This is a genomic window from Pseudomonas sp. 8AS (assembly GCF_902506505.1).
In the GTDB taxonomy this organism is placed as follows: Bacteria; Pseudomonadota; Gammaproteobacteria; order Pseudomonadales; family Pseudomonadaceae; genus Aquipseudomonas.
The window spans coordinates 2,743,590-2,756,573 of sequence record NZ_LR733406.1 but is presented as its reverse complement, the minus strand read 5'-3'; the positions used below and the strand labels follow the sequence as shown (position 1 = coordinate 2,756,573).

Genomic DNA, 12,984 nt, shown 5'->3' with positions numbered 1-12,984 from the left:
CCCCTGCCCGGTGGCCGCCATGACCCTGATGGATGCAGTACTGTTCGCTCCGATAGCCGCACTTATCTCGCTCGGACCGGGGCCCAACAACTTCTGCGCACTGAACAACGGCATCAATTACGGCGTTCGCGCCGCCCTGCTGGCCACCTTCGGCCGCCTGGCCTCCTACGCCATCTTTCTGCTTATCTCAGCCGTCGGCCTGGGCGCCATGCTGCTGGCCTCGGAAACCGCCTTCACCCTCATCAAGTGGGTCGGCGCGCTCTACCTGGTTTACCTGGGCATCAAGACCTGGCGCAGTACCAGCTTCAGCGGCCTGCAACTGAGCGACAGCGATCGGGCCGCAAGCCAGCCGACGAAGGCGCCTATCGGCCGCCTGATGTTCAACGAATTCCTCGTCGGCATCAGCAACCCCAAGGCAATCCTGCTGTTCGCCGCGATCTTTCCGCAGTTCATCAAGCCGGGCGAGCCGGCGGCCGAGCAGTTCCTCTATCTCGGCGCCACCTACCTGCTGGCGGAGCTTTGCATCGCCTCGCTCACCTATGCCCTGTTCGGCATGCAGATTCGCCGCCTGGTTCGCAGCCCGCAGGGGATCAGTCGACTGAACAAAAGCACCGGCGCCTTCTTCGTCGGCGCCGGCGGCCTGCTGCTGGGCGTCAACAACCACTGACCCCGGCTACCCTTAGAACGCATCGCCCGGCACGCGCACCCAGCCTTCCATAAGGATCCGCGCACTGCGGCTCATGATGGCCTTGGTCACCGTCCATTCGCCGTCGACCAGCTTGGCTTCGGCGCCAACCCTCAGGGTGCCGGATGGATGACCGAAGCGCACCGCCTCGCGCTCACCGCCACCGGCCGCCAGGTTGACCAGGGTGCCGGGCACCGCAGCCGCCGTGCCGATGGCCACCGCGCAGGTGCCCATCATGGCGTGGTGCAGCTTGCCCATGGACAGCGCACGCACCAGCAGGTCGACCTCGCCGGCCTCGACCGTCTTGCCACTGGAAGCCTGGTAGGACTTGGCCGGCGAGACGAAGGCGATCTTCGGCGTGTGCTGGCGGGTCAGCGCTTCTTCCGCCGTCTTGATCAGGCCCATGCGCAGGGCGCCGGCCACGCGAATCTGCTCGAAACGCGCCAGTTGCAGCGGGTCGCCATTGATCGCCTCGCGCAGTTCGGTGCCCTGGTAGCCGATGTCCTCGGCATTGACGAACACGGTGGGAATGCCGGCGCTGATCATGGTCGCCTTGAAGGTGCCGACACCCGGCACTTCCAGGTCATCGACCAGGTTGCCGGTGGGGAACATCGAGCCGCCCTCCTCGCCGTCGTCGGACGGATCGAGGAACTCCAGCACGATCTCGGCTGCCGGGAAGGTCACCCCGTCCAGCTCGAAGTCGCCGGTTTCCTGCACCTGACCGTTGGTCACCGGCACGTGGGCGATGATGGTTTTCTGGATATTGGCCTGCCAGATGCGCACCACGCAGGTACCGTTCTGCGGAATACGCGAAGGATCAACCAGCCCGGCGTGGATGGCGAAGGCGCCGGCGGCGGTGGACAGGTTGCCGCAGTTGCCGCTCCAGTCGACGAAGGCCTTGTCGATGGAGACCTGGCCGTAAAGGTAGTCGACATCGTGGTCCGGCTGGCTGCTTTTCGACAGGATCACGCACTTGGAGGTCGACGAGGTGGCGCCGCCCATGCCGTCGATATGCGCGCTGTACGGATCGGGGCTGCCGATCACCCGCATGAACAGCTTGTCACGCGCGGTGCCCGGCACCTGGCAGCTTTGCGGCAGGTCCTGCAGACGGAAGAACACGCCCTTGCTGGTACCGCCACGCAGGTAGGTAGCGGGAATCTTGATCTGGGCTGCATGAGCCATGAAAAGCTTCTCCTGAAATGGACCGGGGCGACTTGCGTCGCCCCGGTAATGCATCAGCCCTGGGACGACTCGAGGAAGTCCTGGGCGAAGCGCTGCAGCACGCCACCGGCGTTGTAGACGTTGACTTCGGCAGCGGTATCCAGACGGCAGGTCACCGGCACCTTGACCACTTCACCGTTGCGGCGATTGACCACCAGGGTCAGGTCGCAGCGCGGCGACACGTCGCCCTGGATGTCGTAGGTCTCGGTACCGTCGAGGCCGAGGGTCAGGCGGGTGGTGCCCGGCTTGAACTCCACCGGCAGCACGCCCATGCCCACCAGGTTGGTGCGGTGGATGCGCTCGAAGCCTTCGGCGACGATCACTTCCACACCGGCCAGGCGCACGCCCTTGGCCGCCCAGTCGCGGGACGAGCCCTGGCCGTAGTCGGCACCGGCGACGATGATCAGGTTCTGCTTGCGGTTCATGTAGGTTTCGATCGCTTCCCACATGCGCATGACCTTGCCCTCGGGTTCCACGCGCGCAAGCGAACCCTTCTTCACCACACCGTCAACCACGGCCATTTCGTTGACCAGCTGCGGGTTGGCGAAGGTGGCGCGCTGGGCGGTCAGGTGGTCACCGCGGTGGGTAGCGTAAGAGTTGAAGTCCTCTTCCGGCAGGCCCATCTTGTGCAGGTACTCACCGGCAGCCGAGTCCATCAGAATCGCGTTGGACGGCGACAGGTGGTCGGTGGTGATGTTGTCCGGCAGGATCGCCAGCGGCAGCATGCCCTTGAGCGTGCGCTCGCCGGCCAGCGCGCCTTCCCAGTACGGCGGGCGGCGGATGTAGGTGGACATCGGGCGCCAGTCGTAGAGCGGGCTCTCGGCTTCCTGAATGGTGCCCAGGTCGAACATCGGGATGTAGACCTGCTTGAACTGCTCCGGCTTCACGCTGGCGGCGACGATCGCGTCGATCTCCTCGTCGCTCGGCCACAGGTCCTTCAGGGTGATCGGCTTGCCGGCTTTATCGGTACCCAGCACGTCCTGCTCGATGTCGAAGCGCACGGTACCGGCGATGGCGTAGGCAACCACCAGCGGCGGCGAGGCCAGGAAGGCCTGCTTGGCGTACGGATGGATGCGTCCGTCGAAGTTGCGGTTGCCCGACAGCACGGCAGTGGCGTACAGGTCGCGGTCGATGATTTCCTGCTGGATCACCGGATCCAGCGCACCGGACATGCCATTGCAGGTGGTGCAGGCATAGCCGACGATGCCGAAGCCGAGCTTTTCCAGCTCCGGCAGCAGACCGGCTTCTTCCAGGTACAGCTTGGCGACTTTCGAACCCGGCGCGAAGGAGGTCTTGACCCAGGGCTTGCGCACCAGACCCAGCTCGTTGGCCTTCTTCGCCAGCAGGCCGGCAGCGACCACGTTGCGCGGGTTGGAGGTGTTGGTGCAGCTGGTGATGGCAGCGATGATCACCGCGCCATCCGGCAGCTGACCGGCAGCTTCTTCGGCCTTGGCCGCCGCCAGCTTGCCTTCGTCGGCAATCCCGCGCTCGTGCAGAGCCGAGGTCGGCAGGCGCTTGTGCGGATTGGAGGGGCCGGCCATGTTGCGCACGACGGTGGACAGGTCGAAGCTCAGCACGCGCTCGTACTCGGCGCTGACCAGGGCATCGGCCCACAGGCCGGTGGTCTTGGCGTAGTTCTCTACCAGCTCCACTTGCTCCGGCTCGCGACCGGTCAGCTTGAGGTAGTCGATGGTCTGCTGGTCGATGTAGAACATCGAGGCAGTGGCGCCGTATTCCGGGCACATGTTGGAGATGGTCGCGCGGTCGCCGATCGACAGGCTGTTTGCACCCTCGCCGAAGAACTCGACATAGGCGCCGACCACGCGCTCCTTGCGCAGGAACTCGGTGATGGCCAGAACGATATCGGTGGCGGTAATGCCGGGCTGGCGCTTGCCAGTCAGTTCAACGCCGACGATATCGGGCAGGCGCATCATCGACGGCAGGCCGAGCATTACGGTCTCGGCTTCCAGGCCGCCGACGCCGATGGCGATCACGCCCAGGGCATCGACATGCGGAGTATGCGAGTCTGTCCCCACGCAGGTGTCGGGGAAGGCCACGCCACCGCGCGCCTGGATCACCGGGCTCATCTTCTCCAGGTTGATCTGGTGCATGATGCCGTTGCCGGCCGGAATCACATCGACGTTCTTGAACGCGGTTTTGGTCCACTCGATGAAGTGGAAACGGTCCTCGTTGCGACGGTCTTCGATGGCTCGGTTCTTGGCGAAGGCATCCGGATCGAAGCCCGGCGCCTCCACGGCCAGGGAGTGGTCGACGATCAGTTGGGTCGGCACCACCGGGTTGACCTTGGATGGGTCACCGCCCTTCTCGGCGATGGCATCACGCAGGCCGGCCAGGTCGACCAGCGCGGTCTGGCCGAGGATGTCGTGGCAGACCACGCGAGCCGGGTACCAGGGGAAGTCCAGGTCGCGCTTGCGCTCGATCAGCTGCTTGAGCGAATCGGTCAGGGCTTCCGGCTCGCAGCGGCGCACCAGTTGCTCGGCCAGTACACGGGAGGTGTAGGGCAGCTTGGCGTAGGCGCCCGGAGCAATGGCATCGATCGCCTCGCGGGTGTCGAAGTAATCCAGCGCGGTGCCGGGCAGTTGCTTGCGGTACTGAGTATTCAGCTGGCTGTTCATGATTATTTGCGATCCTTGAGTTCAACGAACTTCAGGTCTTCCGGGCCGACGTAGTTGGCGCTGGGGCGGATGATCTTGCCGTCGATGCGCTGCTCGATGACGTGGCTGGACCAGCCGGCGGTGCGGGCGATGACGAACAGCGGAGTGAACATGGCGGTGGGCACGCCCATCATGTGGTAGCTGACGGCGCTGAACCAGTCGAGGTTGGGGAACATCTTCTTGATTTCCCACATCACGCTTTCCAGACGCTCAGCGATGTCGAACATCTTGCTGTTGGACTGCTCGTCGGACAGCTGTCGAGCGACTTCCTTGATCACCTTGTTGCGCGGGTCAGCCACGGTGTAGACCGGGTGACCGAAGCCGATCACCACTTCCTTGCGCTCGACGCGGGCGCGGATGTCGGCCTCGGCCTCGTCCGGATTGTCGTAGCGCTTCTGGATCTCGAAGGCCACTTCGTTGGCGCCGCCGTGCTTGGGCCCGCGCAGGGCGCCGATGGCGCCGGCGATGCAGCTGAACATGTCGGAGCCGGTGCCGGCGATCACCCGCGAGGTGAAGGTGGAGGCGTTGAACTCGTGCTCGGCATACAGGTTGAGCGAGGTGTGCATGGCGCGCACCCAGGACTCGCGCGGCTTCTCGCCATGCAGCAGGTGCAGGAAGTGGCCGCCGATGGAGTCGTCGTCGGTTTCCACGTCGATGCGCTTGCCGTTGTGGCTGAAGTGGTACCAGTACAGCAGCGCGGAGCCCAGCGAGGCCATCAGCTTGTCGGCGATATCGCGGGCGCCCGGATGATTGTGATCCTCTTTCTCAGGCGACACGCAGCCGAGCACGGATACCGCAGTGCGCATCACGTCCATCGGGTGGGCGGACGGCGGCAGTTGCTCCAGGGATGCCTTGAGCGCCGCCGGAATGCCGCGCAGAGCTTTGAGCTTGGCCTTGTAGGCGGTCAGTTCGGCGACGTTGGGCAGCTTGCCGTGCACCAGCAGGTGGGCGATTTCCTCGAATTCGCAGCGGTTGGCGAAGTCGAGCACGTCATAGCCACGGTAGTGCAGGTCGTTGCCGGTACGGCCGACAGTGCACAGCGCGGTGTTGCCGGCGGTGGTACCGCTCAGGGCCACGGACTTCTTCGGCTTGAAGCCGGTGGTGGTTTCTGGGGTCGCACTCATCGCGGGTCTCTCCTCATCTAATCCGGTTGATTCTTGTTGTGCGCAGGCCGTCCGAACCGGGCGGCCTGCTGCCGCTCATTTCTTGGCGGCGAACAGCGCGTCGAGGCTCTGCTCGAAGGCGTGGTAGTTGATGCGCTCGTACAGCTCCATGCGGGTCTGCATGGTGTCGATCACGTTCTTCTGGGTGCCGTCGCGGCGCACGGCCATGTAGACGTTCTCCGCCGCCTTGTTCATGGCGCGGAAGGCCGACAGCGGGTACAGCACCAGGGACACGTCGACCGCGGCCAGTTCCTCGGTGGTGTACAGCGGCGTGGCGCCGAATTCGGTGATGTTGGCCAGGATCGGCGCCTTCACCCGGTCGGCGAAGGTCTTGTACATCGCCAGCTCGGTGATCGCCTCCGGAAAGATCATGTCGGCGCCGGCCTCGATGCAGGCGGCGGCGCGGTCCAGCGCCGAGTTGAGGCCTTCCACGGCCAGGGCGTCGGTACGCGCCATGATCACGAAGCTGTCGTCGGTACGGGCATCCACGGCCGCCTTGATGCGGTCGACCATCTCCTGCTGGGAGACGATTTCCTTGTTCGGACGGTGGCCGCAGCGCTTGGCGCCGACCTGGTCCTCGATATGGATGGCGGCAGCGCCGAACTTGATCATCGACTTGACGGTACGCGCCACGTTGAACGCGGAGGCGCCGAAGCCGGTGTCGACATCCACCAGCAGCGGCAGGTCGCACACGTCGGTGATGCGGCGTACGTCGGTGAGCACGTCATCCAGGCCGGTGATGCCCAGGTCCGGCAGGCCCAGGGAGCCGGCGGCCACTCCGCCGCCGGACAGGTAGATGGCCTTGAAGCCGGCACGCTTGGCCAGCAGGGCATGGTTGGCGTTGATCGCGCCGATCACTTGCAGGGGATGTTCGCTGGCGACCGCATCGCGAAAGCGCTGGCCGGGAGTGTTCGAACTCATGACTCACCTCGTGGGGTAGATGGGGTGGTGGTGGCGCCCTGCTCCCGGGTAGCGGAGTAGTGGCGTTCGATATTGCGTTTGGACGCGGCGATATGCCGGCGCATCAGCAGCTCGGCCAGCTCGCCGTCACGCTCGGCGATGGCGTCGAGAATGCGGTGGTGTTCGGCGAACGCCTGGCGCGGACGCTTCGGCGTGGCGGAGAACTGCAGGCGGTACATGCGCACCAGCTGGTACAGCTCGCCGCAGAGCATCTGGCTGAGGGTCTTGTTGCCACTGCCCTGGATGATCCGGTAGTGGAAGTCGAAGTCGCCTTCCTGCTGGTAGTAGCCGACACCAGCCTGGAAGGCCGCATCGCGCTCGTGCAGGTCGAGCACCCGGCGCAGCTCGTCGATCTCGGCCTGGGTCATGCGCTCGGCGGCCAGGCGGCAGGCCATGCCTTCCAGCGATTCGCGGATCTCATACAGCTCGATCAGCTCGGCATGGCTGAGCGAAACCACTCGTGCGCCCACATGCGGCACCCGCACCAGCAGGCGCTGGCCTTCCAGGCGATGGATCGCCTCGCGCAGCGGTCCGCGGCTGATGCCGTAGGTACGCGCCAGTTCGGGCTCGGAAATCTTGCTGCCCGGCGCAATTTCACCCTGGACGATGGCAGCCTGGATGCGCCGGAACACATGTTCGGAAAGCGTCTCGGAGTCATCCGCAAAAGTGGCAGTCGTTTCTGAAGGCTCAAGCACGATTGTTGACATCCGCAAGTGACAATGCGGGAAAAACTACGCCGCAGAGAGATATCTGTCAAACACAACCATGCGATTGTCGACAATCTGCACGTCGCAGGAATTTGCCGAATTGCGCATTTCACCTGCACAAACGCCGCTAAGCGTCTGTCGCCACAGAAAAACCCCATGCTAGAATGCCGCCGGCATAGGCTGTGCGGGCGTTTCACCATGCCTGCTAGACTGCTTTGCCGACCGCCCGCCCAATGCCGCCGATCACCGGATCCGACGACGCGACCATCACAGGATTTATGAGACTCGAGCCCTTCACCCTTCTTTTTTGCTGCGCCCTGCTCCCCGGCCTGAGTTTCGCCGCCGAAAAAACCGTCTATGGCCTCAATGAATACATCAGCCTTTCCGATCTCGACATGGAAGTGGCGGCCAAACTCGACACCGGCGCCAAGACCGCCTCGCTCAGCGCGCGCGATATCAAGCGTTTCAAACGTGACGGCGAAACCTGGGTGCGCTTCTACCTAGCCATCGACGATGCACACCAGCACCCCATCGAGCGTCCGCTGGCACGCATCAGCAAGATCAAACGCCGCGCCGGCGACTACGACCCCGAGGAAGGCAAGACCTACACAGCCCGACCGGTCATTGAGCTTAGCGTGTGCATGGGCAAGACTCTGCGCACCATCGAAGTGAACCTGACCGACCGCAGTGCCTTCCAGTACCCGCTGTTGATTGGCTCCGAGGCGCTCAAACGCCTCGATGCCCTGGTTGATCCAAGCCTCAAATATGCTGCCGGCAAACCCGGCTGCTCCCTTACTACCGCTGCCGAGTAATTGCTCATGCGATCCTTGACCCTGCATCTGAAAGTCCTCATCACCCTCCTGGTGACGGTGGGCATTCTGGTTACGGCCTACCAGATCTTCATTCTCGGCATCCCGGTGACCGAGGATGAAACCGACGACCTGTGGAACATCGACGCCAAGGTCGAGTTCCAGGCCAGCGCCCGCGAGCCGGTCAAGGTGCAGATGTTCGTGCCGCCGCTGAATCAGGACTACGTCAGCCTGAACGAGAGTTTCATCTCGAATAACTACGGGGTGAGCATCAACCGCACCGACGGCAACCGCAAGGTGACCTGGTCGGCGCGCCGCGCCAACGGCAACCAGACCCTGTACTACCGCCTGGTGCTGACCAAGCGCTACAGCGGCGAGCAGCCGAAGGCCAAGGGGCCGATCTACCGCGACAGCATCGCCGTGGAAGGCGCCGAGAAGATTGCCGCCGAAGCCCTGCTGGCCCCGATTCGCCAGCACTCGGCCGACGTCGAGACCTTCATCAGCGAGACCATCAAGCGGGTCAACAATGTCGGCGACGACAACGTCAAACTGCTGATGGCCGGCGATGCTTCCACGCCGAACAAGGCGAAGATCATCGAGCTGCTGCTGTCCATCGCCCATGTGCCGATGGAGCGGGTACACACCATCCGCCTGGCCGCCGACATCCAGCAGAACCCGGAGCTGTGGCTGCGCAGCTTCAACGGCAAAGACTGGCTGTACTACAACCCGGACACCGGCGAGCAGGGCCTGCCGGCCGATCGTCTGGTCTGGTGGACCGGTGACGACCAGCTGGTGAGCATCGAGGGCGGCAAGAAGGCCCAGGTCAGCTTCACCCTGAACAACAGCGAAATGAACGCCATCCGCCTGGCCAAGCTGACCGACGAGAACACCGACGTCGACTTCCTCGAATACTCGCTGTACGGCCTGCCGCTGCAGACCCAGCAGACCTACCAGATCATGATCATGATCCCGATCGGCGTGCTGGTGATCCTGATCCTGCGCAACCTGGGCGGCCTGCAGACCCTCGGCACCTTCACCCCGGTACTGATCGCCCTGGCCTTCCGCGAAACCCAGCTGGGCTTCGGCATCGTCCTGTTCACCATCATCACCGCGCTCGGCCTGTCGCTGCGCTCCTATCTGGAGCACCTCAAGCTGCAGATGCTGCCGCGCCTGTCGGTGGTACTGACCTTCGTCGTGGTGCTGATCGCCGTGATCAGCCTGTTCAGCCACAAGCTGGGCCTGGAACGCGGCCTGTCGGTGGCGCTGTTCCCGATGGTGATCCTGACCATGACCATCGAACGCCTGTCGATCACCTGGGAAGAGCGCGGCGGCGGCCATGCCTTCAAGGTGGCGGTCGGCACCCTGTTTGCCGCGACTCTGGCGCACCTGCTGATGAGCATTCCGCAGCTGACCTACTTCATCTTCACCTTCCCGGCCGTGTTGTTGATCATGGTGGGCTTCATGCTGGCGATGGGTCGCTACCGCGGCTACCGCCTGACCGAGCTGTTCCGTTTCAAAGCCTTCTTGAAGGATTGAGCCATGATCGGTCTGTGGAAGACATGGAAAGCCCTGGAAGCCAAAGGCATCATGGGCATCAACCGACGCAATGCGGACTACGTGCTGAAGTACAACAAACGGCATCTGTACCCCATCGTCGACGACAAGATCATCACCAAGGAGCGCGCGATCCAGGCCGGCATTCATGTGCCGCAGATGTACGGGATCATCTCCACCGAGAAGGAAATCGAGAAGCTCGACGAGATCATCGGCGAGCACAACGACTTCGTGATCAAGCCGGCGCAGGGCGCCGGCGGTGACGGCATCCTGGTGATCGCCGACCGCTTCGAGGGGCGCTACAAGACGGTATCCGGCAAGATCATCAGCCACGAGGAAATCGAGCACCAGATTTCCAGCATCCTGACCGGCCTGTACTCCCTCGGCGGCCACCGCGACCGTGCGCTGATCGAGTACCGGGTCACCCCGGACCCAATCTTCAAGAGCATCAGCTACGAAGGCGTGCCGGACATACGCATCATCGTCCTGATGGGCTACCCGGTCATGGCCATGCTGCGCCTGCCCACCCGCCAGTCCAACGGCAAGGCCAACCTGCACCAGGGCGCCATCGGCGTGGGGGTCGACCTGGCCACCGGCCTGACCCTGCGCGGCACCTGGCTGAACAACAAGATCAGCAAGCACCCGGACACCACCAATGCGGTGGATGGCGTGCAGCTGCCCAACTGGGACGGCTTCATGAAGCTGGCCGCCGGTTGCTACGAGTTGTGCGGCCTGGGCTACATCGGTGTGGACATGGTGCTGGACCAGGACAAGGGCCCGTTGATTCTCGAACTCAACGCCCGCCCCGGCCTGAACATCCAGATCGCCAACGATTGCGGCCTGACCCATCGCGCCCACGCAGTGGAAGCCCATATCGCCGAGCTGGAAAAGCAGGGCGTGAAGGAAAGCGCGGAAGAACGCGTGCGCTTCTCCCAGCAGCTGTTCGGCCACGTCAAACCGGCAGAAATCTGATTCGACGCGGCACCCGAAGCCCGGCTCCGGCCGGGCTTTTTCATGCCCGCGCTTCTAGGCCCGCGCACCCTGCGCGGTCTACAATCCTGTTCCGCGTTTGCCTGACCGATCCGCATGTCCATCTGTAGCGTCCACCCCCTGCCCTACCAGGCCGACCCCGCCCACTACTTCGCCCGCGTGCGCCAGGCGCCCGGCGCGCTGCTGCTGGATGCCGGTCGCCCCCAGGCCGAGCGCGGGCGTTTCGATCTGCTCAGCGCCTGGCCATTGCAGAGCTTCGAGCCTGCGCAAGCCGAGCCTGCCGGCGCATTCTTCCAGCGCCTGCGCCAGGGCCTGAACCGGCTCGGGCGCGCCGAGGCACCGGCCGACTGCGAGCTGCCATTTACCGGTGGGCTGGTCGGGTACCTGAGCTATGACTTCGGTCGCCGCTTCGAACAGCTGCCCAGCCACGCGCAGGATGACCTGCACCTGCCGGATGCACGTTTCGGTTTGTATGGCTGGGCCCTGATCAGCGACCACCAGCGCCAGACCAGCCAGCTGATGTTCCACCCGCAACTGGGTGAGGACGAACGGACGCGCCTGCTCGAACTGTTCCGCCGCCCCGTGCAGGATGCCGCGCCGGTCTTCAAGCTGCTGCAGCCATTCCATGCGGACCTGCAGCAGCACCAGTACCGCCAGGCCATCGCACGCATCCAGGCCTACATCCAGGCCGGCGACTGCTACCAGGTGAACTTCGCCCAGCGTTTCCAGGCGCCTTGCGCGGGCGATCCCTGGGCCGCCTACCAGGCCTTGCGCGCGGCCTGCCCGACGCCGTTTGCCGGCTTCCAGGCCCTGCCCGACGGCGGCGCGATTCTCAGCCTGTCGCCCGAGCGCTACCTGCAGGTCAGCCAGGGCCGGGTGGAAACTCGCCCGATCAAGGGCACCCGCCCGCGCGGCGCCACGCCCGCCGAGGACCAGGCCAATGCCGCCGAGCTGCTGGCCAGCGCCAAGGATCGCGCGGAGAACCTGATGATCGTCGACCTGCTGCGCAACGACCTGGGCCGCAGCTGCCGCATCGGCTCGGTGCGGGTACCCGAGCTGTTCGCCCTGGAGAGCTACCCCAACGTGCATCATCTGGTCAGCGCGGTGACCGGCGAGCTGGCCGAGGGCCGCGATGCGCTGGACCTGATCGCCGGCAGCTTTCCCGGCGGCTCGATCACCGGCGCACCGAAGATCCGCGCCATGCAGATCATCGACGAGCTGGAGCCGACCCGCCGCGCGCTGTACTGCGGTTCCCTGCTCTACCTGGATGTGCGCGGCGAGCTGGACAGCTCGATCGCCATCCGCAGCCTGCTGGTCAAGGATGGCCACATCAGCTGCTGGGGCGGCGGCGGCATAGTCGCCGACTCGAACTGGCAGGCCGAGTACCAGGAATCCATCACCAAGGTGAAGGTGCTGCTGCAGACCCTGGAAGCCCTCTGAGAAATCGAGGCACTGAAGCCCACAATGAACAAGGCCCGCAATTGCGGGCCTTGTTCATCTTGCCGGGCCTTACAGGCTCAGCTCGCGATTGGACGCCTTGAGGAACTCGCGCTTGAGGTCGTCATAGGTGTGCACCGCCGGGAACTGCGGGAACTCGCGGATCACGTTATCCGGCGCATGGAACAGGATGCCGGCATGGGCTTCGCTGAGCATGGTGGTGTCGTTATACGAGTCGCCCGCGGCGATCACCCGGTAGTACAGGCTCTTGAAGGAGATCACCGACTGGCGCTTGGGATCCTTCTGGCGCAGCTGGTAGCCGACCACGCGATCGGTCTCGTCGGTGACCAGCTTGTGACACAGCAGGGTCGGGAAGCCCAGCTGGCGCATCAGCGGCTGGGAGAACTCATAGAAGGTGTCGGAGAGGATCACCACCTGGAAGCGCTCGCGCAGCCAGTCGACAAACTCGACGGCGCCTTCCAGCGGCTTGAGGGTGGCGATCACTTCCTGGATGTCGCGCAGCTTCAGGCCATGTTCGTCGAGGATGCGCAGGCGCTGCTTCATCAGCACGTCGTAATCGGGAATATCCCGGGTGGTCGCCTTGAGGGCGTCAATGCCGGTTTTTTCGGCGAAGGCGATCCAGATTTCCGGAACCAGAACACCTTCGAGGTCGAGACAGGCAATTTCCACAGGACACTCCTAGCTAGCTATTTGACAGAAGGCGGCACTCTAGCGATTCACCTGGGCGGACGCAACGCGCCACTTATATCCATATAGGTCAGT

At 64.2% G+C, this 12,984-nt stretch carries 11 protein-coding genes; 5 read left to right on the top strand and 6 right to left on the bottom strand.

Annotated elements, in window-relative coordinates; all coding sequences use genetic code 11:
- Positions 1-19: 19 nt before the first annotated feature.
- Positions 20-667 carry a LysE family translocator gene (locus GV001_RS12800; RefSeq protein ID WP_218583027.1) on the top strand — a complete coding sequence of 216 codons (648 nt, stop codon included), beginning with the start codon at positions 20-22 and terminating at the stop codon, positions 665-667.
- Positions 668-679: 12 nt separating this feature from the next.
- Here the strand turns inward: GV001_RS12800 and prpF are convergent, their stop codons facing one another.
- From prpF to GV001_RS12775, 5 genes are all read right to left on the bottom strand, one after another.
- The gene (prpF, locus tag GV001_RS12795; protein ID WP_160080394.1) at positions 680-1,867 is read right to left on the bottom strand and encodes a 2-methylaconitate cis-trans isomerase PrpF; all 1,188 of its coding nucleotides are present in this window, start codon (positions 1,865-1,867) and stop codon (positions 680-682) included.
- Between the two features lie 53 nt (positions 1,868-1,920).
- Positions 1,921-4,530, bottom strand: a complete 2,610-nt coding sequence (acnD, locus tag GV001_RS12790; protein WP_160083336.1) for a Fe/S-dependent 2-methylisocitrate dehydratase AcnD — start codon at positions 4,528-4,530, stop codon at positions 1,921-1,923.
- 14 nt (positions 4,531-4,544) lie between these two features.
- Positions 4,545-5,705 carry a 2-methylcitrate synthase gene (gene prpC, locus GV001_RS12785; RefSeq protein ID WP_160080392.1) on the bottom strand — a complete coding sequence of 387 codons (1,161 nt, stop codon included), beginning with the start codon at positions 5,703-5,705 and terminating at the stop codon, positions 4,545-4,547.
- A 75-nt stretch (positions 5,706-5,780) separates the two neighbouring features.
- The gene (prpB, locus tag GV001_RS12780; protein ID WP_160080390.1) at positions 5,781-6,665 is read right to left on the bottom strand and encodes a methylisocitrate lyase; all 885 of its coding nucleotides are present in this window, start codon (positions 6,663-6,665) and stop codon (positions 5,781-5,783) included.
- Positions 6,662-7,411 carry a GntR family transcriptional regulator gene (locus GV001_RS12775; RefSeq protein WP_160493746.1) on the bottom strand — a complete coding sequence of 250 codons (750 nt, stop codon included), beginning with the start codon at positions 7,409-7,411 and terminating at the stop codon, positions 6,662-6,664. Before GV001_RS12775 ends, prpB begins: the two co-directional genes overlap by 4 nt.
- A gap of 278 nt (positions 7,412-7,689) precedes the next feature.
- On the opposite strand from GV001_RS12775, the gene GV001_RS12770 reads away from it, so the two are divergent.
- From GV001_RS12770 to pabB, 4 genes are all read left to right on the top strand, one after another.
- Positions 7,690-8,223, top strand: coding sequence for an ATP-dependent zinc protease (locus tag GV001_RS12770; protein ID WP_160083334.1), 534 nt, complete (start codon positions 7,690-7,692; stop codon positions 8,221-8,223).
- Between the two features lie 6 nt (positions 8,224-8,229).
- Positions 8,230-9,756: an inactive transglutaminase family protein gene (locus tag GV001_RS12765; protein ID WP_160080386.1), complete on the top strand. Its 1,527-nt coding sequence runs from the start codon at positions 8,230-8,232 to the stop codon at positions 9,754-9,756.
- A 6-nt stretch (positions 9,757-9,762) separates the two neighbouring features.
- Positions 9,763-10,746 carry an alpha-L-glutamate ligase-like protein gene (locus tag GV001_RS12760; protein ID WP_178091860.1) on the top strand — a complete coding sequence of 328 codons (984 nt, stop codon included), beginning with the start codon at positions 9,763-9,765 and terminating at the stop codon, positions 10,744-10,746.
- A 114-nt stretch (positions 10,747-10,860) separates the two neighbouring features.
- Complete coding sequence (gene pabB, locus GV001_RS12755; protein WP_160080382.1) at positions 10,861-12,204, top strand: aminodeoxychorismate synthase component I; 1,344 nt, start codon at positions 10,861-10,863, stop codon at positions 12,202-12,204.
- Between the two features lie 69 nt (positions 12,205-12,273).
- On the opposite strand, the gene thrH is transcribed toward pabB, so the two are convergent.
- A complete protein-coding gene (thrH, locus tag GV001_RS12750; RefSeq protein ID WP_160080380.1) occupies positions 12,274-12,891 on the bottom strand; it encodes a bifunctional phosphoserine phosphatase/homoserine phosphotransferase ThrH in 618 nt (205 codons plus the stop codon).
- Positions 12,892-12,984 lie beyond the last annotated feature (93 nt).

Bases quoted from the DNA above. Each gene is read 5' to 3' on its own strand.
- GV001_RS12800 (WP_218583027.1), top strand. From the start codon at position 20: ATGACCCTGATGGATGCAGTACTGTTCGCTCCGATAGCCGCACTTATC.
- prpF (WP_160080394.1), bottom strand. From the start codon at position 1,867: ATGGCTCATGCAGCCCAGATCAAGATTCCCGCTACCTACCTGCGTGGC.
- prpC (WP_160080392.1), bottom strand. From the start codon at position 5,705: ATGAGTGCGACCCCAGAAACCACCACCGGCTTCAAGCCGAAGAAGTCC.
- prpB (WP_160080390.1), bottom strand. From the start codon at position 6,665: ATGAGTTCGAACACTCCCGGCCAGCGCTTTCGCGATGCGGTCGCCAGC.
- GV001_RS12775 (WP_160493746.1), bottom strand. From the start codon at position 7,411: ATGTCAACAATCGTGCTTGAGCCTTCAGAAACGACTGCCACTTTTGCG.
- GV001_RS12770 (WP_160083334.1), top strand. From the start codon at position 7,690: ATGAGACTCGAGCCCTTCACCCTTCTTTTTTGCTGCGCCCTGCTCCCC.
- GV001_RS12765 (WP_160080386.1), top strand. From the start codon at position 8,230: ATGCGATCCTTGACCCTGCATCTGAAAGTCCTCATCACCCTCCTGGTG.
- pabB (WP_160080382.1), top strand. From the start codon at position 10,861: ATGTCCATCTGTAGCGTCCACCCCCTGCCCTACCAGGCCGACCCCGCC.